The sequence below is a fragment of the Sediminibacterium roseum genome (assembly GCF_009939005.1).
GTDB lineage: Bacteria > Bacteroidota > Bacteroidia > Chitinophagales > Chitinophagaceae > Sediminibacterium > Sediminibacterium roseum.
Genome location: NZ_JAACJS010000015.1, coordinates 1,307,579 through 1,328,994, shown reverse-complemented (window position 1 = coordinate 1,328,994; position 21,416 = coordinate 1,307,579). Strand labels below are relative to the sequence as shown.

At 49.1% G+C, this 21,416-nt stretch carries 17 protein-coding genes; 13 read left to right on the top strand and 4 right to left on the bottom strand.

All coding sequences use genetic code 11. The features are described from left to right. Nucleotides 1–35: 35 nt before the first annotated feature. The 9 genes from GWC95_RS16950 (at nucleotide 36) to kduI (ending at nucleotide 14,633) form a co-directional block, all read left to right on the top strand. On the top strand, nucleotides 36–2,375 hold the full coding sequence (locus GWC95_RS16950; RefSeq protein WP_161819902.1) for a glycosyl hydrolase family 28 protein: 2,340 nt from the start codon (nucleotides 36–38) through the stop codon (nucleotides 2,373–2,375). Nucleotides 2,376–2,383: 8 nt separating this feature from the next. Then, on the top strand, nucleotides 2,384–4,303 hold the full coding sequence (locus GWC95_RS16945; RefSeq protein WP_161819901.1) for a glycoside hydrolase family 88/105 protein: 1,920 nt from the start codon (nucleotides 2,384–2,386) through the stop codon (nucleotides 4,301–4,303). Nucleotides 4,304–4,320: 17 nt separating this feature from the next. After that, nucleotides 4,321–6,381, top strand: coding sequence for a pectate lyase (pelA, locus tag GWC95_RS16940; RefSeq protein ID WP_317164129.1), 2,061 nt, complete (start codon nucleotides 4,321–4,323; stop codon nucleotides 6,379–6,381). A gap of 85 nt (nucleotides 6,382–6,466) precedes the next feature. After that, nucleotides 6,467–7,987, top strand: coding sequence for a tagaturonate reductase (locus GWC95_RS16935; protein ID WP_161819899.1), 1,521 nt, complete (start codon nucleotides 6,467–6,469; stop codon nucleotides 7,985–7,987). After that, nucleotides 7,984–9,630 (top strand): UxaA family hydrolase, encoded by a 1,647-nt coding sequence (locus GWC95_RS16930; RefSeq protein WP_161819898.1) that lies wholly within the window; start codon nucleotides 7,984–7,986, stop codon nucleotides 9,628–9,630. The genes GWC95_RS16935 and GWC95_RS16930 overlap by 4 nt, the downstream gene beginning before the upstream one ends. Before the next feature lie 95 nt (nucleotides 9,631–9,725). Beyond that, nucleotides 9,726–11,144, top strand: coding sequence for a glucuronate isomerase (gene uxaC, locus GWC95_RS16925; RefSeq protein ID WP_161819897.1), 1,419 nt, complete (start codon nucleotides 9,726–9,728; stop codon nucleotides 11,142–11,144). Between the two features lie 159 nt (nucleotides 11,145–11,303). After that, on the top strand, nucleotides 11,304–12,929 hold the full coding sequence (locus tag GWC95_RS16920; protein ID WP_161819896.1) for an NADP-dependent glyceraldehyde-3-phosphate dehydrogenase: 1,626 nt from the start codon (nucleotides 11,304–11,306) through the stop codon (nucleotides 12,927–12,929). Nucleotides 12,930–12,931: 2 nt separating this feature from the next. Further along, complete coding sequence (locus GWC95_RS16915) at nucleotides 12,932–13,696, top strand: SDR family oxidoreductase (protein WP_161819895.1); 765 nt, start codon at nucleotides 12,932–12,934, stop codon at nucleotides 13,694–13,696. Between the two features lie 106 nt (nucleotides 13,697–13,802). Beyond that, a complete protein-coding gene (gene kduI / locus GWC95_RS16910) occupies nucleotides 13,803–14,633 on the top strand; it encodes a 5-dehydro-4-deoxy-D-glucuronate isomerase (RefSeq protein WP_161819894.1) in 831 nt (276 codons plus the stop codon). Between the two features lie 16 nt (nucleotides 14,634–14,649). On the opposite strand, the gene GWC95_RS16905 is transcribed toward kduI, so the two are convergent. The 3 genes from GWC95_RS16905 to GWC95_RS16895 all read right to left on the bottom strand — a co-directional run bounded on the left by GWC95_RS16905 (nucleotide 14,650) and on the right by GWC95_RS16895 (nucleotide 16,893). Then, on the bottom strand, nucleotides 14,650–15,141 hold the full coding sequence (locus tag GWC95_RS16905) for a hypothetical protein (protein WP_161819893.1): 492 nt from the start codon (nucleotides 15,139–15,141) through the stop codon (nucleotides 14,650–14,652). Between the two features lie 166 nt (nucleotides 15,142–15,307). Continuing rightward, a complete protein-coding gene (locus tag GWC95_RS16900; protein ID WP_161819892.1) occupies nucleotides 15,308–15,760 on the bottom strand; it encodes a YhcH/YjgK/YiaL family protein in 453 nt (150 codons plus the stop codon). Between the two features lie 107 nt (nucleotides 15,761–15,867). Then, nucleotides 15,868–16,893 (bottom strand): sugar kinase, encoded by a 1,026-nt coding sequence (locus GWC95_RS16895; RefSeq protein ID WP_161819891.1) that lies wholly within the window; start codon nucleotides 16,891–16,893, stop codon nucleotides 15,868–15,870. Between the two features lie 284 nt (nucleotides 16,894–17,177). On the opposite strand from GWC95_RS16895, the gene GWC95_RS16890 reads away from it, so the two are divergent. The 4 genes from GWC95_RS16890 to GWC95_RS16875 all read left to right on the top strand — a co-directional run bounded on the left by GWC95_RS16890 (nucleotide 17,178) and on the right by GWC95_RS16875 (nucleotide 20,866). Beyond that, on the top strand, nucleotides 17,178–17,843 hold the full coding sequence (locus GWC95_RS16890) for a bifunctional 4-hydroxy-2-oxoglutarate aldolase/2-dehydro-3-deoxy-phosphogluconate aldolase (protein ID WP_161819890.1): 666 nt from the start codon (nucleotides 17,178–17,180) through the stop codon (nucleotides 17,841–17,843). A gap of 29 nt (nucleotides 17,844–17,872) precedes the next feature. Beyond that, on the top strand, nucleotides 17,873–19,180 hold the full coding sequence (locus tag GWC95_RS16885; protein ID WP_161819889.1) for an MFS transporter: 1,308 nt from the start codon (nucleotides 17,873–17,875) through the stop codon (nucleotides 19,178–19,180). Between the two features lie 41 nt (nucleotides 19,181–19,221). After that, on the top strand, nucleotides 19,222–20,262 hold the full coding sequence (locus tag GWC95_RS16880; protein WP_161819888.1) for a DUF6807 domain-containing protein: 1,041 nt from the start codon (nucleotides 19,222–19,224) through the stop codon (nucleotides 20,260–20,262). Between the two features lie 127 nt (nucleotides 20,263–20,389). Continuing rightward, nucleotides 20,390–20,866 (top strand): YcxB family protein, encoded by a 477-nt coding sequence (locus GWC95_RS16875; protein WP_161819887.1) that lies wholly within the window; start codon nucleotides 20,390–20,392, stop codon nucleotides 20,864–20,866. Nucleotides 20,867–20,903: 37 nt separating this feature from the next. Here the strand turns inward: GWC95_RS16875 and GWC95_RS16870 are convergent, their stop codons facing one another. Then, nucleotides 20,904–21,332 carry a GNAT family N-acetyltransferase gene (locus GWC95_RS16870; RefSeq protein ID WP_161819886.1) on the bottom strand — a complete coding sequence of 143 codons (429 nt, stop codon included), beginning with the start codon at nucleotides 21,330–21,332 and terminating at the stop codon, nucleotides 20,904–20,906. Nucleotides 21,333–21,416 lie beyond the last annotated feature (84 nt).

The window sequence follows — 21,416 nt, the reverse complement described above, 5'->3', positions numbered from 1 at the left end:
AAAGAGAGTTTTTAAAAACAGTAGTAAGTTTCAGCATGAAAAAGACCTTCCTTATAGTATTGGTAGCCGTTGCGTTTGCTTTTCAGCTCCCGCTGCGGCAAACCAGGGTGTTTATGATCGGGGATTCAACGATGGCAGACAAGCCGCTGAACGATAATCCTGAAAGAGGCTGGGGCCAGCTGCTGCCCCGCTTTCTTTCGGATGAGGTGCAGGTAAGGAATTATGCGGTGAACGGGCGGAGCACAAAAAGTTTCATCAAGGAGGGCCGTTGGGATTCTGTGATGAAGAACCTGCAGAAAGACGATTATGTGTTTATCCAGTTCGGCCACAACGATGAGAAATCGGAAGACACCTCACGCTACGGCGCACCCAATGGATTGTACCGCGATAACCTGATTCGTTTTGTAAAAGAAGCAAGGTCTAAAGGTGCAAACCCGATACTGGTCACGCCCGTCATGCGCAGGAAATTTGATGCCTCCGGAAAATTCACAGACACACATGGCGAATATCCCGATGCAGTAAGGGCGGTTGCAAAAGAAATGAACGTGCCTTTGATCGACCTCCACAGGTCGAGCCGGCAACTGATCGAACAACACGGTGTGGAAGGATCTAAAAAATTATTCCTGTGGATGGATGCAAAACATTTCAGGGCCGCCCCCGATGGAAAGAAAGACGACACCCATTTTTCAGAATACGGCGCATCACAGGTGGCATCGCTCGTGTGTGCAGAGATCCTTGCGAAGGGCCTGCCTTTTGCGAAGTACCTGAGGCCATCGGCGCATCCTGAAAAATACCAGTTCGAGTTGCCCAAGATCTACCAGCCGAATTTCAAAAAAGACACCTTCAGCATTGTGGCCAATGGCGCGAAAGATGATGGCATTACGCTGAATACCGCAGCCATCAACAAAACCATCAACGACTGCGCAAAGGCAGGCGGTGGAACAGTAATGATCCCCGCAGGACTGTGGGTTACGGGCCCGATCGTTTTGCAAAGCAACGTGGACCTGTATGCGGCACGGGGCGCTTTGATCTCGTTTACACCAGACAGGTCGCAATACCCGCTTGTTGCAGCATTGTTTGAAGGCGTGGAGGCCGCGCGCGCGCAGTCGCCCATCTCTGCAACCGACGCGGAGAACATTTCGATCAGCGGTGAAGGGATCTTCAATGGGTCTGGAAATGTATGGAGGCCATTAAAGAAAGACAAGGTGACGGAAACAGAATGGCGCAAACTCATTTCATCGGGTGGTGTGCTCACGGAAGACAAGAAAGGATGGTACCCATCAGAAGGGGCGCTGAAAGCGTCGAAGACAAACGATATCGGTAAGCTGGCAGGCGGAAAAAAGTTAAGCGACTTTGAAGAGATCAAAGATTACCTGCGGCCAAACATGCTGCGTTTCACCAATTGCAGGAACATTTTACTGAGCGGTGTAACTTTTGAAAATTCGCCTGCATGGACACTGCACATTGCCCTGAGCCAGCATATTACGCTGAAAAATGTAACGGTGAAGAATCCGTCTTACGGACAAAACACCGATGCGCTCGATCTTGAATCCTGCGCAAATATCCTCGTGGACGGATGTTCGTTTGATACCGGAGACGATGGCATCTGCATCAAATCGGGCCGCGATGAAGAAGGCCGCAAACGCGGCGTTCCAACGGAGAACATGATCGCGGTAAACACAACCGTATACCATGCGCATGGCGGATTCGTGATTGGAAGCGAGATGAGCGGCGGCGCCAGGAACCTGTTCGTATCGAACTGTACCTTCATAGGCACCGACATCGGGCTTCGTTTCAAAACAACCCGTGGACGCGGTGGTGTTGTAGAAAAGATCTATGCATCGAATATTGTAATGAAGGATATAGCGGCCGAGGCAATACTGTTCGACATGTACTACATGGCAAAAGATCCCGTTGTGCTGGCCGGGGAAAAAAGAGAGATGCCAAAAATTGAAACCTTGCCTGTAAACGAAGGCACACCTGTATTCAGGGAGTTTTATGTGAACAATGTTTCCTGTATCGGCGCAGAAAAAGGCTTGCTGATCAGGGGTATACCGGAAATGAACATCAGCAATATTCAATTGCGCAACCTGGTGTTGCAGACAAGAAAAGGTGTGGAAATTACAGAGGGTAACGACATTCGTTTGTACAATGTAAAATTGTATACAACGGAAACGGACCCGGTAATCAATGTGCAGAACAGCCACAACATCATTCTCGAAAACATAGACTACAACAAAGACGCCACAACGCTGTTGAGTGTGAACGGCGACAGGAGTAAAAACATCAAGGTGTCCAAGACCGATACAAAAAAGGCAAAGAACAAAGCCGTATTTAATTTTGGCGCGCAAGCGTCATCAGTTGATTTCAAGTAAAGAACGATATGAGAAAAACAAGGAACCTACTCATCGCAACACTGCTCATGCTCTGCACAACGCAGGCAACAAATGCGCAGACAGTGGGCGAGCGCATGGCAGAAACCGTTATGACGATCTGGAAAGATTCTCTTTTTTCGGCGCCGGGCAGGCCCGCACGATGGACCTACGACCAGGGCGTGATCCTGAAAGGCATTGAAGGGCTCTGGTTCAGAACGGGCGATGCGAAATACTTCAACTACATGCAGAAAAGCATGGATTTTTTCGTGAACGATAAAGGAGAGATCAGGACCTACAAGGCATCCGACTACAACATCGATAATGTTTTGTGCGGAAGGATCCTGTTGTCGTTGTACAATGTAACCGGTAAGGAAAAATATTTCAAGGCGGCCACTACTCTTCGCGAGCAACTGAAGACGCAGCCGCGCACGAACGAAGGCGGTTTCTGGCACAAGAAAATTTACCCCTACCAGATGTGGCTCGATGGTTTGTACATGGGCGAGCCTTTTTACGCAGAATATTCAGCAACATTCAATGAACCGCAAAACTTCGACGACATCGCCAACCAGTTTATCTGGATGGAAAACCACGCGCGCGATAAAAAAACGGGATTGCTTTACCATGGCTGGGATGAAAGCAGGCAGCAAAAATGGGCAGATCCGAAAACGGGATTGTCGCCGCATTTCTGGGCACGCGCAATGGGATGGTATGGTGTAGCGCTTGCAGATGTGCTGGAGTATTTCCCGGCAACGCATAAAAAAAGAGATTCGCTCATCGCCATATTCAAACGTTTTGCAGATGCGATCGGGAAAGTGCAGGACCCAAAGACAGGGCTCTGGTACGATATCCTGAACATGCCGGATGGCAAGGGAAATTATTTTGAATCATCGGCCAGTTCGCAGTTTGTCTGCGCGATCGCGAAAGGGATCAGGCTGGGTGTATTGCCTGCTTCTTATCTCCCGATTGCAACAAAAGGATACGCCGGTATTCTCAAAGAGTTTGTTGAAACAGATGCGAACGGGCAAACCAATTTGAAAGGCACCGTTACCGTAAGCGGCCTGGGTGGAAATCCATACCGCGACGGTAGTTATGAATATTACATGAGCGAAAAAGTGATCACCAACGATCCGAAGGGAATTGGCGCTTTCCTGCAGGCCTCGAATGAAATGGAACTGCAGAAAACGATCAACACCGCAAAAGGCCGGTCCGTTCTGCTGGATGATTATTTCAATTCTGAAAAAAAGAAAGACATCGTTGGCGTGCTCAAACCCTATCATTACAAATGGTACGAAATGTACAACAACGGCTTTTCATTTTTGGGACACGTATTCAACAGCTACGGCGTGCAGACAAAAACACTAAGCGATGCACCCACGGCAAAAAACCTGAAGGGCTCTGATATATACCTTATCGTTGACGCAGACAATGCAACCGACAACCCAACACCAAATTACATGCAGGCAAAAGACGCCGATGAAATATACAATTGGGTGAAGGCAGGCGGAGTATTGGTGTTGCTGCACAACGACAAAGGCAATGCGGAGTTTGAGAACTTCAACAAACTCGGGGCGAAATTCGGGATCCACTTTAACGAAGACAGTTACAACCGCGTAACCGGGACGAATTTCGAAGAGGGCAAGGTGTTGATCCCGGCGGGGAACCCTGTACTTCCGAACGTGAAAAAGATTTACCAGAAAGAGATCTGCTCGTTTACGTTGAAAGCGCCCGCGGTGCCGGTATTGAAGAAGGATGACCTCGTGGTCTTTGCAGTAGCGAAAGTGGGCAAGGGTACTGTGTTTGCAACAGGCGACCCATGGTTGTACAACGAGTATACAGATGGAAGAAAACTTCCGCAGGAATATGAAAATTTTAATGCAGCGAATGATCTTGTAAAATGGATCATCAAACAAATACCCGGGAAAAAGTGAGGAGACCAATATTGATAGTGCGTTTGTTGCTGTGCAGTTTTGTTTGCCTGTTGTGCAGTTTTGCGGAGGCGGCAGGAAAAACGATCGTGGTTGACAAGGACGGCGCAGGCGATTTCAGGAGCATACAGGACGCGGTGAACAGTTTGCCGGTAGCGGCGGATGCGCCACGTATCATCTTTGTGCGCAAGGGTGTATATCGCGAGAAAGTTTTTATCGACAAGGATTTTGTTTCATTGATCGGGGAAGACAGGAACAAGACCATCATCACCATCTCACTCGCAAGGGATGTGTGGAGATGTGAGCACCCGGACGATTGGGGTGTTGCGGCCATCAACCTGAAAGGGAGCGATATCGTATTGGAGAACCTGACCATCACCAACAGTTTTGGGTTCGACAACATGAACAATAAAGAGGGCATCCGTTTCGATTGCCCGAACGATACGCTGAACCCTTCAAAAGTTACAGGCCGCGATGGGCACCAGATGGCATTGCGCAGTTTTACAACCACGCGTTTGATCGTTCGCAACTGCACACTCCGTGCATACGGCGGCGATACGGTGAGCCCGTGGAATACAGACAACGGCATGTTTTATTTTTCCAATTGTTTGATGGAAGGCGGTGTGGATTTTTACTGCCCGCGCGGATGGGCCTATGCCGAAAACTGCGAGTTTGTGGCGCATGGAAATGTTGCAGCAATCTGGCACGACGGGTCAAGGTACAAGGATTCGAAAACAGTATTGGTGAACTGTAAGTTCCGTGGCGACGACGGTTTCAAACTGGCGCGCTACCACCGCGATGCGCAGTTTTACCTGGTCAATTGTTCCTTTGCAAATAACATGGCGGATGCGGCCGTTTACCTCAATCCGTCCAATCCGCAGAACACCATTCAGTGGGGCCACCGTGTCTATTTTTATAATTCGCACAGGGAGGGAGGCGATTATGCATGGCACAGGGATAACCTTGAAACAGCCGAGGGTTCGCCAAAGGCATCGCAGATCAATACCGCGTGGACGTTTGCCGGGAAATGGCAGCCAACATCAATACCAACAAAGGTTGTGATTGATGAGGAACAAAAAAGGCAAACACCGGTAGCCGCGCTCAAAACGCAGCAAACTACCGACCCGGTTGCAGAGAACATGCTTGCTTACCAGCGGGCAGCAGGAGGCTGGCCAAAGGCCGTGAATGAGATAAAAGTTGATTACAACAAGGTATTGAGTGATGCGGAGCGCACCGCCATCAAAAACGATTCGATGCACAAAGATGCAACGATCGATAATGCGGCAACGATGCGCGAGATCCGTTACCTCGCAAAAGCATTTAAAAAAACCAGGAACCCGGATTACTTACGTGCCGCAGAAAAAGGCATTCGCTATTACCTGCGGGCACAATATGCAAACGGCGGCTGGCCGCAATATTACCCGGATTCTGCATTGTACAGGAGCCAGATCACGTACAACGACGATGCAATGGTCAATGTACTGAATGTATTACAGGATGTGCTCGAATCAAAGAATGATCTTGACGTGATCGACCGGGCTTATGTTCCGGCCATTGCAGATGCGGTGAACCGGGGCGTGCAATGCATTTTAAAAACGCAGATCGTTGTGGATGGAAAACGTACAGCATGGTGCGCGCAATACAACAAAAAGACTTTGCAACCGGAAATGGCAAGGAAGTTTGAACTCGCCTCTTTGAGCGGAAGCGAGTCGGTTGGCATCACACGGTTCCTGATGCGGGTGAAGGATCCGTCTGAAGAAATCAAAAATGCCGTGAAAGCTGCGGTGGAGTGGTTTGAGAAAGTGAAGATCACAGGTTATAAATATGGAGATGTAAATGCGCCCAATGAACCAAAAGGAAAGGACCGCGTTATAACCCCCGAGCCAGGAAGCGTTATCTGGGCAAGGTTTTACGAGATCGGCACCAACCGCCCTTTTTTTACGGGCCGCGACAGCGTTAAGAAATACGATGTAAGAGAAATAGAATCGGAAAGAAGGAACGGGTATGCATGGTATGGCACATGGCCCGAGAAGTTGTTAAAAACAGAATACCCGGCCTGGAAACGCGAACATGGAATATAAATGAACCTGGAGACAAGGCATGACACGATCCTGTGCTGTTTGCATGATCGCAACGTCCTGTCGGATCTTAAATAATCATAGTAAGATGCAGTTATCAAAACAAAATTTGCAAAAGATCGATACAACGGGCGTTGATGTTCCGCCGGTGCAGTTGTTTTCCCTGCCTGAAAAGGTATTGCAGTTTGGTACAGGCGTATTGTTGCGCGGGTTGCCCGATTATTTTATCGACAAGGCCAATAAGCAAAACATTTTCAACGGCCGTATTGTGGTTGTAAAATCAACCGGCATGGGTGCAACCGATTCGTTTGCCAAACAGGATGGATTGTATACGCTGCTCGAACGCGGTGTGGTAAATGGAAAACAAACGGAACAAACCAGCATCAATGCATCCATCAGCCGGGTATTGTCGGCAAACGAAGAGTGGGAGCGCATTTTGCAGTGCGCCGCCAATCCTGAAATGCAGTTGGTTCTATCCAATACAACAGAAGTGGGCATCGCTTTGGTGGAAGAAGATGCGGTAAACGAAAAACCGGTTTCCTTTCCCGGTCGCCTTTTGTTTTTTCTGCTTGAGCGTTTTCGTGTTTTTGATGGAAGCGACGAATCGGGAATGGTGATCGTGCCAACAGAACTGATCGTTGACAATGGCGCCAAGCTCAGGAAGATAATATTGACACTCGCAAAACTGAAAAATGTTTCCGCCCGTTGTTTGCAATGGCTGGATGAAAAAAACGAGTTCTGCAATTCGCTTGTCGATTGCATCGTTCCCGGCAAACTCCCGGCAGCGGAACAGCAGGCCGTGGAGCAGAAACTGGGTTACAGCGATGAACTGATGATCATGTCTGAACCTTACCGCTTGTGGGCGATTGAAACAAGTTCGGAAAGGGCAAAAGAAATTTTATCGTTCAGCACCTGCAACCAGGGTGTGATCCTTGCGCCGGACATCAATAAGTTCCGCGAGTTGAAATTGCGCCTGTTGAATGCAACGCATACATTGTCTTGCGGCCTCGCCCATTTATCCGGTTTCAGCACGGTGAAAGAAGCGATGCGGGATGGTGTGTTCGTTTCTTACGTGTCTGCGTTAATGCATGAAGAAATTATTCCATTGGTTGCGCAGGGCAACATCAGCGTGGAGGAGGCAAACCAGTTTGCGCAGCAGGTGATCGACCGTTTCAGGAACCCGTATATCGAACATCTCTGGCTGAGTATTACTGCACAATACACTTCTAAAATAGCGATGCGCGTGGTGCCGTTGGTTGAAAAACAGTATGCCGCGGGGAAAGCCACACCCGAACTGATGGCGCTTGGGTTCGCAGCGTTTTTACGGTTTATGGATTCGCAGGAAAAGGATGGAGGTTATTACGGAACGGCCAATGGCGTTGCGTACAGGATCCAGGACGACCTGGCCGCCTTGCTTCACAACCACTGGCAAAACGCAGCCAATGGAACGATTGCTGAAAAAACATTATGCGATGAACGTGTTTTTGGCGCGGACCTCTCGCAGTATCCCGGTTTTGCGGCAGAAGTGAGCCGTATGCTGGAAATGTTGCAGCAGCACGGTGCTGCAAATACACTTCGTTCTATCTTCGCAAAAAAAACAGTAGCATGAGCAGGCAGAAAATTTTACAGGTACACCCGAATGATAATGTATTGGTTGCACTCGATAACCTCGCGAAAGGAGAAGTATTGACCTTTAACGGGCAGGAATATACCATGCAGGAAGACATACCCGCGAAACACAAATTCTTCATGCAGGACATGCAGCCGGGCGATCCGATCCTCATGTACGGCGTGCTCGTGGGCAAGGCACAAACCGCTTTACAGAAGGGCAGCCGCATGAGCACCAGCAATACCAAACACGCAGCGGAACCCTATGCATACAGGCCCTACCATTACAACTGGCAGCCGCCCGATGTGTCAAAGTTTGCAAACCGCACGTTCAACGGCTATCACCGTTCAGACGGCCGCGTGGGCACTGCGAATTACTGGTTGTTTGTGCCAACCGTGTTTTGTGAGAACAGGAACCTGGATGTGATCCGCGAGGCGCTGCACAGCCAGCTCGGTTACGATGTAACGGATAAATACAAACAGAAAACGCAGACCCTGCTTGAATTGTACAAAAAAGGCGGCGATATTGATGCTGTTGATCTTTCTGTAAAAGAATCGGTGGTGCCCACACAACGCGTTTTTAAAAATGTGGATGGAATAAAATTCCTCAATCACCAGGGTGGCTGCGGCGGAACAAGACAGGATGCCGCCACGCTGAGCAAACTGCTTGCAGCTTATGCGGATCATCCGAACGTGGCCGGCGTGACTGTATTGAGCCTGGGTTGCCAGAACCTGCAGACACAGAACCTGCTGGACGATATCAAACAACGCAACCCCGGTTTCGACAAGCCCCTGTATGTTTTTGAACAGCAGCAATCGCAAAGCGAGGAACAATTGATCACTGAAGCGATCAGGAAGACATTTTCAGGATTGATCGAAATCAACAAGATCGAAAGAAAGCCTGCCACACTCGATAAGTTGTGCATCGGCGTTAAATGCGGTGGCAGCGACGGGTTCAGCGGTATCTCTGCAAACCCGGCAGTTGGCTATACTTCTGACCTGGTGGTAGCGCTCGGTGGAAAGGTATTGCTCGCCGAGTTTCCCGAGTTGTGCGGTGCGGAACAGCAGTTGATCGACCGTACGATCGATGAGGCCGCTGCAAAAAAATTCATCAGCCTCATGCAGGTGTACAGCGACCAGGCCGTGCGTGCCGGTTCTGGTTTTGATATGAACCCATCACCCGGAAATATAAAAGACGGATTGATCACCGACGCGATCAAGAGCAATGGCGCTGCAAAAAAAGGCGGTGAGTCGCCGGTTGTTGATGTACTCGATTACACCGAGCCCGCACTCAAACCCGGCCTGAGCCTGGTATGCACGCCGGGCAACGATGTGGAAGCAACAACGGGCAAAGCGGCAAGCGGCGCCACACTGATCCTGTTTACCACGGGACTGGGCACCCCAACCGGCAACCCCGTTTGCCCAACCATCAAAGTGGCCACCAATTCAGCGCTCGCCAGGAGGATGGGCGATATCATAGACATCAACACGGGCGCCATCATCGAAGGGGAAAAGACCATTGAACAAATGGGAGAAGAGATACTTGAATACTGCATCCGCGCAGCAAGCGGTGAAGTGATACCAAAAGCAGTTTTGCTGAACCAGGACGATTTTATTCCCTGGAAAAGAGGAGTGAGCCTTTGATCGCTCAAACCGATAAATGATAAGTTTTAAGTACGAATGATAATACGTTCGATACAGTTCTCTTTTTAAGACTGTAGGCAACCAATAAGGCGATTATGAAAAAATTCCTGGACGAAAATTTTTTGCTGTCCAATAAAACAGCACAGCACCTGTATCATGCATATGCGAAAGACATGCCGATCATCGATTACCATTGTCATTTGTCGCCGCAACAGATCGCCGATGACCACCAGTTCCAGTCGCTCTCGGAAGTGTGGCTGTACGGCGATCATTACAAATGGCGCGCCATGCGAACCAATGGTGTAGATGAAAGTTATTGCACAGGCAACAAAAGCGATCGCGAGAAATTTGAACAGTGGGCCGCAACCGTTCCCTACACACTCCGCAACCCTTTGTATCACTGGACGCATCTTGAGCTGCAGCGTTATTTTGGAGTGAATGAAATACTCAATACAGACAGCGCCGCAAGGATCTATGATACCTGCACGGCGCTTATCCAGACAAAAGAATATTCCGTAAAGAACCTGCTGCGCAAAATGAATGTGGCCCTGGTTTGCACCACAGACGACCCGGTTGACACGCTTGAGCACCACATCCGTTTGAAGAACGATGGGTTTGAAATACCGATATTGCCGGCCTTCCGCCCAGACCAGGCGATGAATGTGAGCAGCGCCCCTGCTTTCAATGCGTATGTGAAAAAACTGGAAGAAGTAAGCGGCATCACGGTTTCATCGTTTGATGATTTCCTGTATGCGTTACAGAACAGGCACGATTTCTTTGCCTCCATCGGTTGCCGTGTTTCGGATCATGGGCTGGAAGAAATTTACGCCGATGATTTCACGGGATCGGAGATCGACTCCATCTTTACCAAGATACACGCAGGCAAAGAACTGAATGCTACGGAGCAGCGCAAGTTCCGTTCGGCCATGCTGATCCATTTTGCCGAATGGGATTGGGAGAAAGGATGGGTACAGCAATTTCACCTCGGCGCGCTGCGCAACAACAATGCAAGAATGCTGCAGCAACTGGGGCCGGATACAGGCTGGGATTCAATCGGCGACTTTTCGCAGGCCAAAGCGCTGGCATCTTTCTTAAACAAGCTTGACAGCGATAATAAATTGGCGAGAACCATCATCTACAACCTCAACCCTGCAGATAATGAATTGATGGCAACCATGATCGGCAATTACAACGATGGTTCCATCGCAGGCAAGATACAGTTTGGTTCGGCATGGTGGTTCCTCGACCAGAAAGACGGAATGGTGAAACAGATGAATGCACTGTCGAATATGGGATTGCTGAGCCGCTTTGTGGGAATGTTAACAGACTCAAGAAGCTTCTTATCGTTTCCCCGGCACGAATATTTCAGGCGCATACTTTGCAACCTTTTCGGAGAAGAAATAGAGAACGGCGAATTGCCTGATGATATTGAATGGGTGGGTAAAGTAATAAAAGACATCTGCTTTTACAACGCACGCAATTATTTCGGATGGCAAACGGTTATCAAGGGATAACTTTTGGAAAGTTTACACTTTCTGAAATTCAGGTTGTGCAAACGTTTTCGTAATTAATAAAGCGGTTTAGGAAAGAATCGTTCAGCTTTGCAGCGTGCATCAGAATCAGCAACCGCGTGCATTGATCCAATAGCCGCGAAAAAAAACATAAACAACAACATGTCATTTACAGAAGATCTGGAAAAAATGTTTGTGCGGGAGAATGAGATCCCCGAACAGTATGCGATCAAAGAAGAGATCCACCAACGCGAATATTTGTGCAACGGTGAAATGAAGCCCTGGAACGGGAAGGTGCAGGAAGTGTATTCTCCTGTATGCATCCGTACAGAAAATGGCCTGCAGCGCAAACTGATCGGTACCTACCCCGTGTGCACAGAGAAAGAAGCGTTTGAAGCATTGGATACTGCAGTGGCTGCGTACGACAACGGCCGTGGCCAATGGCCAACGATGAGCGTTGCCGACCGGATCAAATGCATTGAGAAATTCATCGGCAAGATGCGTGAGCAGAAAGACATCGTGGTGAAACTCATCATGTGGGAGATCGGCAAATCGTACAGCGATTCGGTAAAGGAATTCGATCGTACGGTTGAATACATTTACGCAACCATCGACGCCTTGAAAGACATTGACCGCGACTCTTCGCGCTTTACGATCGAACAGGGAATTGCTGCGCAGATACGCCGCTCACCGCTGGGTGTTGTATTGTGCATGGGGCCCTTCAATTATCCTTTGAATGAAACATTTACCACGCTGATCCCCGCGATCATCATGGGAAATACATTGTTGTTCAAACCTCCGAAACACGGTACTTTACTGCACTACCCGTTGCTGAAAGCGTTCCAGGAATGTTTTCCGAAAGGAGTGGTGAATACGATCTACGGAAGGGGAAATGTGATCGTTCCGGGATTGATGCAATCGGGAAAAATCAATGTGCTTACTTTGATCGGCTCCAGCAAAGTGGCGAATGAACTGAAGAAACTGCACCCGAAAGTGAACCGCCTGCGTGCCATATTGGGACTGGACGCGAAGAATGCCGCCATCATTACCTCCAACGCTGATGTGAAACTCGCGGTGCAGGAAACGGTATTGGGCAGTTTGTCGTTCAACGGCCAGCGTTGTACCGCTTTGAAGATCGTGTTCGTTCACAGGAGCATTGCGGATGATTTTGTAAAGCAATTATCTGCCGAGGTAAACAAGTTGAAATACGGTATGCCATGGGAAGCAGGTGTTGCATTAACGCCATTGCCCGAGCCAAACAAACCTGCCTACCTCAAAGAATGCATAGACGATGCCGTGGCGAATGGCGCGAAGGTTATGAACGAAAACGGTGGTGCCACAGTTGAGTCGTTTGTTTACCCGGCAGTGCTGTACCCGGTTAACAATAAGATGAAATTATACCGCGAGGAACAGTTTGGGCCGTTGATACCCGTGATCCCTTTTGACCATGTGGAAGAAACGATAGAATACCTGATCGAATCTACGCACGGGCAGCAGGTAAGTATCTTCAGCAACAACGACAAAGAACTTGCATCGCTCATTGATCCGCTGGTGAACCAGGTGAGCAGGGTAAACATCAATTGCCAATGCCAGCGCGGGCCAGATGTATTTCCGTTCACCGGGCGAAAAGACAGCGCGGAAGGAACCCTTTCTGTTGTAGATGCGCTGCGTTCTTTCTCCATCCGTTCATTGGTAGCGGCGAAGCTTACGGAGAGCAACAAACAGATCATCAATGAAATTGTGAGCGAGCATGAATCCAATTTTTTAAGCACCAAGTTCATATTCTAACCATGGCATCTTTATTCGATCTCAGCGGCAAAACCGCACTGGTAACGGGTTGTAACAAAGGCATCGGGAAAGCGATGGCGATCGGCCTGGCCGAAGCGGGCGCAGACATCATCGGTGTTTCCGGGTCGCTCGAATTATCGGGAAGCGACATTGAAAAACAGGTGCAGGCGATTGGAAGAAAGTTCCGTGCATATGCGGCTAACTTATCGGACCGGGAAGCCTTGTACGCTTTTATTCAGAAGCTGCAGGCAGAAAACCCGGTGATCGATATCCTCGTTAACAATGCAGGAACCATCATGCGCAAACCGGCGGCAGAGCATCCCGATGAATACTGGGACACCGTTCTGGCGCTCAACCTCGACGCACCTTTTATTCTCGCGCGCGAGATCGGTAAAAAAATGATCGAAAAAGGTTCAGGAAAAATTATATTTACCTGCTCGCTGCTGAGCTTCCAGGGCGGTATCAACGTGCCGGGCTATGCAGCGAGTAAAGGAGCATTGAGCAGCCTCGTGAAGGCATTGGCGAACGAATGGGCGTCGAAAGGCGTGAATGTAAATGGCATCGCACCGGGATACATCGCAACAGATAATACCGAGGCATTGCGGAACGATCCGGACAGAAGCGCAGCTATCCTGTCGCGCATACCCGCCGCACGCTGGGGGCAGCCAGAAGATTTCAAAGGTCCCGCTGTGTTCCTCGCATCAGAAGCAGCCAACTATGTGAGCGGCACCATCCTCACGGTTGATGGTGGATGGATGGGAAGATAGAAGCGCAGGAACGCAACCCTTTTGCGGCCGCTGTTCAAGGGAAATATTAAATATTCAGATTCGCTGTCGAATGTTCATCCGGATCTGGCAACCAAAAAATAACAAAATGGAAGTACGTTTTCAATGCAGTCCCAAAGAAGTAAAAGGCATGTGTACCGAAGAGCTCCGTTCCAACTTTTTAGTGCAGGAGCTGATGAAAGCAGATGAGATCAAACTTGTCTACTCTCATTTCGACCGCGTGATCGTGGGTGGCGTAAAGCCGGTTTCAAAGACGGTGGAACTTCCGAATGAGGCAGAGTTGCGTGCAGCGTATTTTTTAGAAAGGCGTGAGCTCGGGATCATCAATGTATCGGGTGCCGGAACGGTGGTTGCGGATGGCGTTGCGTATGAGCTGAACAAACTGGATTGCCTCTATCTCGGTAAGGGAACAAAATCCGTTTCTTTTTCAAGCAAATCAAAAGACGATGCGGCCCATTTCTTTTTAATGTCAACAACCGCGCACCATGCTTATCCCAATACAAAAATGGCGAAAGAAGAATCTGCGCAGGTGAACCTGGGAGAGAAAGCAACGGCCAACGAAAGAACGATCTACAAATACATTCATGCAGATGGCATACAAAGCTGCCAACTGGTAATGGGCGTTACTGCATTGAAAGACGGAAGCGTATGGAACTCCGTTCCTCCGCATACACATACGCGCCGCATGGAAGTGTACTTTTATTTCGACCTGCCCGAGGCGCACCGCATTTTCCACCTGATGGGCGAGCCCCAGGAAACACGCCACGTAGTAATGGCCAACCATGAAGCGATCATCTCACCGCCATGGTCTGTGCACTGCGGGCCGGGTTCCACCAATTATACTTTTATCTGGGCGATGGCGGGAGAGAATTACACATTTACCGACATGGATCCCGTGGCCATCGCTGAAATGCGATAGCCGGTAAAGCATTTATTTACAGTTTTCCTTTTGCCTGTAAAGCATCCATCAATCTTTTGTCGTTCCGCTGGTCGGGGATATTGGGCTCGGGATAGGGAGGGTATCCCAATCTTACCGGCATGGTTGGCCCCGTGATCATCGTGGTCACGATCGATTCCCTGCATTCTGAATTGGTAAACAGCGGCATGTATACAAAGTAGTAGATCACTTCTTTATCCACGGTAAAGGCCAACGCCGTTCGCGGCGGAAGCGCCGTTATTTTTTGCGCAGCCGCATCCGTAAGTGTATAAATACAGGCGGCGCTATCGTAACGAACGATCCCTGCTTCTTCTATCAACGGGTTCACGTCCAGCACTGCCGTTGAAGGGTCCACCCTGCATTGGCCGGCGAGCGACTGGTACGATAAAAGTTTGTAAACGGCAACATCGTGTTTAACAACTGCCTGCGGGGGCCTTTTTGAACACGATGCAGAAAGCAATATGGCAAGAACAATTGTGATCCTGTGCATGTTTTTATTTTCACGGTTGACACAGCACAGCACGCTTCTGTTGCACGCACCAGTGAAAAGTTAAACCGGCTGGCAATGTGTTCAAAAATGAAAAGGAGTTAAAAAGACAACGGACCGTAAGCCTGTTATCTCTTTAACTCCCTTAACCTAACAACGCTTCTGTGCGCTATATTTTCACCTTGATCACCAGTTTCTTGATCATACCTTCACCGATCATCGGTGCATGAACATCTTCGGGGAAAAAAATAGTGAACTGGTTATCGGTCAACCCAAAAAACATATCGGGTTTATCATCGTAGAACAAAACATCTTTCTCCGCATTGTATTCACCTCGTGGTGCAATACAGGTGCCACGGGCCTTCCAGCCCATGCGTTCACGGCCGCGGATGCAGACCTGGATATCGATGTGTGCATTGTGGCACTCAAATTTCGCGGTGCTCTCGTCAGCTGTTTTTCCATTGCTGTCTGAAACGATCGCGCGGATGTTGTTGCCGTCGATATCAAACTTTCCCACTTCCAGCGAAGCAAGATCGGCCTGTTCAATGTACGCAAATGCCTTCGCAAACAAAGGATGCAGCGATGTGTATTTTGAGGATTGGGATAAATGATCTAATACCATGTTTTGTTTTTTATGAATGATAAGGAAGTGCAGGAAACAGTTATCCCCTCGCAGTAATGTGAACATTAATTTCAACACCTGCGCACCGGGTTCCCGCTCTCTTTCGCCTAGCGTTGCACCCTGCCGCTGCCATCGCCCTTCATCAGCTCCTTCACCTCGCTTAGTGTTGCATGGTTCAGGTCGCCCGGAATGGTATGCTTGATGGCTGATGCAGCTACGCCAAACTCTGCAGCTTCGTTCATCGGCAAACCGGTAACCAGGCCGTAGATGAAGCCGCTGGCAAATGAGTCGCCGCTTCCTACGCGGTCCACGATGCGTACTTCGTATTGGCGTGTATGGTAAAACTCGTTGCCGTCGTATACCAGGGCGCTCCATCCGTTGTCTGAGGCGCTGTGGCTCTCGCGCAGGGTGGATGCGATGTATTTGAACCCGAACTTATCTTTCATCTGTTTGAAAACGCTTTTGTAACCATCGAGGTTCAGTTCTCCCTTGGTTACATCGGTACCTTCTGCCTTGAAGCCGAGCGTGGTGTCTGCATCTTCTTCGTTGCCTATGCAAACATCAACGTATTGGCAGAGCTGTGTCATCACTTCCCTTGCTTTTTCCTTGCTCCATAATTTTTTACGGTAGTTAAGGTCGATGCTTGTTGTAATGCCTTTTGCTTTGGCAGCTTTCAACGCTGCAAGTGTAAGTGCCGCAGCTTTATCGCTCAATGCGGGGGTGATGCCGGTGGTATGGAACCAATCCGCGCCTTCAAAGATCTTGTCAAAATCAAATTCGCTGATCTCCATTTCCGCAACCGAAGCGCCCGCGCGGTCATAGATCACCTGCGATGCGCGCATGGAAGCGCCTGTTTCCAGGAAATAGATGCCCAGGCGTTTGCCGCCGCGAGCGATGAACTGTGTATCTACCCCGTAACGACGGATGTGATTGATGGCTGCCTGTCCCAAAGCATTATCAGGCACCTTGGTAACAAACACCCCATTCAGGCCGTAATTGCAAAGCGCCACGGCAACATTGGCTTCGCCGCCGCCGTAAGTAACGTCGAGGCTGTCTGCCTGAACAAATCTTGAAAAACCGGGAGTGGAAAGGCGCAGCATGATCTCGCCGAGGGTGACTACTTTTTTGGCCATTGTCAATCGTATTTATTTTTTAATAAAGGAATGGTGCGGTAATAATGTTTTATCTTCAGAGCCCTTTGGTTGAAGGTCCAAGGCACAAGAAAACGGGAAAAACAAGGCAGAAAATAAAATAACAATGTTGTTTCCTGTCTTCGTGTAACTTGTCTCTTCTGCTTGAGCTTTTCAAAGAAAAGAAATGAAACCTCTTTTGCGTAATAAAAATACGCAATCGTTTGCGTAATAAAATCAAATGGATTTATTCATTTCAGTATCATTGCTACACGAAAAAAAGCCATATGGAAAAGAAAGACGCCATTCTCGAATTGATCCCGCAACAGGGCATTTTACCACTCTATTTTTATAAGGATACAACTGTTAGTATTGAAGTGCTCAAGGCGCTTTACGCCGCTGGCATCCGCGCCGTGGAATACACCAACCGCGGTGAGGCCGCACTCCAGAATTTCAAAGAAATGCGCAAGGTCTGCGATACGGAACTGAAAGGCATGTACCTCGGTATCGGCACCATTAAGAACGGCGAAATGGCGCAGACATTTATCGACGCGGGTACGGATTACATCATTTGTCCCGGCCTGGTCGAATCCGTAGCCGAAGTTGCAGACAGGAACAACATGCTCTGGGTGCCGGGTTGTATGACGCCATCCGAGATCATCAAAGCAGAAACCCTCGGGGCGAAAATGATCAAACTGTTTCCGGGCAATATATTGGGGCCGGGATTTTTGTCGGCCATCAAGGAAATATTCCCCGGGCTGCTGTTTATGCCAACCGGCGGGGTAGAGCTTGATAAGGATAACATCGCGGGCTGGTTCAAGGCCGGTGTTTGCGCCGTTGGAATGGGAAGCAAACTCATCACCAAGCAATTACTCGAAGCAAAAGACTATACGCAGATCACTACGGCAACCAAACAGGCCATTGAGATCGTTGGATCGGTGAAGCCAAAATAATTTCATTTTCCAAAAGACAACCCTCCATTATGACTACAGCAGAAAAAATAGGCAAGTACCGCTGGCGGATCTGCGGTCTGTTATTTTTTGCCACTACCATCAATTACATTGACCGTAGTGTGATCAGCTTTTTGAAAACCACATTCACAACAACGTATGGCTGGACAGACGGCGACTATGCCGATGTGGAGATCACATTCAAGATCTTTTATGCCATCGGCCTTCTGGGCGCGGGTGGGGTGATCGATAAACTGGGCACCAAGATCGGCTATGCTGTAGCCACGGGCTTGTGGAGCATTGCAGGTGTGGCCACAGGTTTTGTAAATACCGTTGTGGGTTTCAAGATCGTGCGCGGGGCATTGGGTTTGGCGGAAGCGGGCAACTTTCCTGCGGCCAACAAAACCGTATCGGAATGGTTCCCGAAAAAAGAACGCGCTTTTGCATTCGGTATCCTTAATTCGGGCGCCAATGTGGGAGCGATCGTAACCCCGGTTGTGGTTCCTTTTATGTTGCACCGGTGGGGATGGCAATCCGCTTTTATCGTAACGGGCCTGTTGGGTTTTATATGGCTCATCTTCTGGTTCATGTTGTACGAGATCCCGAGAAAACACAAGAAACTGGGTGCGGCCGAACTGGCCTACATCGAGAGCGATAAAGACGAGACGCCGATTGCAGACGATACCTCCCCGAAACTGTCCTGGGGAAAATTGCTTACCTACCGCCAAACGTGGGCGTTTTCGATCGGTAAGTTTCTAACGGACCCGATTTGGTGGTTTTACATTTTCTGGCTGCCCGATTTTTTTGGAAGCAAGTACCATATTTCAACAGCCGATGCGGCACCATTTGTAGCAGTAGTGTTTGTGATCTCCACTTTCGGTAGTGTTTTCGGCGGATGGCTGCCCATGTATTACATCAACAAAAAAGGCTGGACCGTTCCTAAGGCGCGGAGAACCGCGATGCTGATTTATGCTTTTTGCGTAACACCCATCCTGTTTGCGCTGGTATTGGGTTCGATCGATAAATGGCTCGCTGTATTGGTAATAGGCATTGCAGCCTCTGCACACCAGGCATGGAGCGCAAATATCTTTACAACGGTGAGCGATATGTTCCCTAAAAAAAGCACGGCATCGGTAACCGGTATCGGCGGAATGTTCGGGTCGATAGGGGGTATCTTCCTTACCTGGCTGGTACAGAAAAACATCTTCCTTCATTACCGTGCCATCAACCAGATAGAAACAGCTTACTATATCATGTTCGGTGTTTGTGCCGGCTCTTACCTGGTTGCATGGCTCATCATGAAAGCCCTGGTAGGAAAAGGAAACAAAGTGATCGTATAAAAGAAGTAACAACAAAGAGTACCCTAAAATATTTTGTAATGATGCGCGCCCGGAAAATCTGCACCCTTGTTTTTTGTTGCCTGGGTGTTGCTGCTTTTGCACAGAAAAATGCTGCCATCAGCAACAATAAGGCAAAACGAACGGCAGAGATCACCATCGGTGGCAAGCCGTTCACCACTTTTGTGTATACAGATACGATGGAGAAACCATTTCTCTACCCGATCTATGCGCCCAACGGGCAAACCATCACGCGTGGTTTTCCATGGAACCCAATGCCGGGAGATCCGGTAGACCACCCGCACCACATCGGTCTCTGGTTCAATTACGAAAATGTGAACGGGCTCGACTTCTGGAACAACTCATACGCCATCGCCCCGGAAAAGAAAAAACAATACGGCTGGATCAAAACACAAAATGTTGAAACACTCGGAAACGGCGCCTTCAGAACCACCGCCAACTGGACCAACCAGGAAGGAAAAGTATTGCTCACCGAAAGAACGGTTTTCAAATTCGAGGAGCGTGACGGCGTTTACGTGATCGACCGCTCAACCACACTCACCGCGGTGGAAGATGTAAGCATGCCCGATGTAAAAGACGGTATGCTCGGCCTGCGTGTTGCACACGAGCTGGAACTGCCGGTGAAGCAAACCAAAGAATACAAAGACGATAAAGGCATTGTAACAAAAGTAACCGCAAACAAAGACGAAAGCGTTACGGGCAATTACATTACCTCTGCCGGCAAAGAAGGCGATGCGGCATGGGGAACGCGCGGCGACTGGTGCATGCTGTATGGCAAGAAAGGAGGCGACACGATCAGCATCGTGATCATCGATCACCCGAAGAATCCCGGTTATCCAACGTATTGGCACGCGCGCAACTATGGATTGTTTGCGGCAAACCCGCTCGGGCAAAAAGTATTTTCCGAGGGAAAGGAAACACTGAATTTCAAACTGGCCAAAGGGCAGGAAGCAAATTTTATTTACCGCGTATTGATCGCGTCGGGCAAAAAAAGGTTGTCCGGGGCAACGATAGAAAAATTTGTGCAGGGGATAACGCAGTCTTCGGCCGACCGGCCGCGATAAAACAATGCGGCTTAGAAACGAAAAAAGGAACAGCAGGCACTGTTCCTTTTTTTATGCGGCGAGGCTAAAAAAAGGCCGCGGGTTTTGGTATGAAATGATAGCATGCTGAAATTCTCTACATTCGCTTATGCAACATTCATTTTCATACGAACGGAAAAAAGTAATACAGGCGCTGCGGTATCATTTTGTGCAGCGCAATGAGATCCGGGTGCTGATCATACTGGTAAATGTTTTTGCGATTGTATCAGCGGTTCTTTTTTACATGAAGAAGATCCGCCCCGAGCCTTTTTTACTGGGTTCGGCAATCTGGATCATGCTGATGACAACCTTCTGGTACCTCCTTCCCACCAGCATTTATAAAAAAGCGGCAACGTTCCGCGATTCTTTTATCATCGATTTCCGGGATGACGAGGTTCGCCTCGAAAACGAGCGCGGCTACACGCATTGGCAATGGCGCCAGTTCTCCCGGTTCTTCGAGAGCCCGCATTTTTTTCACCTGTATTTTGATGCAAAGTCTTTCTTCCTCGTTCCCAAAGAGGGGATGAGCGAAGAATTCAAGCACGACCTGAGGGGGGTGCTCAACAAAAAGATCTCTGTTAAATAAGAAGGAACCGTTAATTGATCAGGATCGCAGGGGGCTTCTATAGTTCTTTTTCCATTTCGTAATGCGGAATGGTTACTTCTTCAAATTCATCGCTGCAGATCTTGTACCCGTTCTTTTCGTAAAAACCGACGGCTGTTTTACGGGCGTGCATGGTAAGGCGGCGGTAACCATGATCGCGGGCAATATTTTCCGCAAATGTCATGAGAACGCGGCCGATCCCTTTCCCCTGTAGCGGGGCCCCAACGGCCATCTGGCGGAGTCGGACGGTTTTAGGGTCGGTTTTGGTAAGCACACAGCAGGCTTCCAGGCGGTCGTCTTCGAAACAGCCCAACAGGATATCGTCTTTTTCCGCGGCCAGGTCTGCCTCGGAAAAGCTAAGTCCCAATGGTTTGCGCAGAATCTGGAAGCGCAGGTCAACCATCTGGCGGTATTCTTCAGAGTTGTGATCTATAATTTTTAATGCCATGTGTACCGGGGTTGAGGGAATACAAGATAAGCAATTATCGGTTAGGAGGAGGGAGTTTGGCGTTTGGACGGGGACGGGCCATTT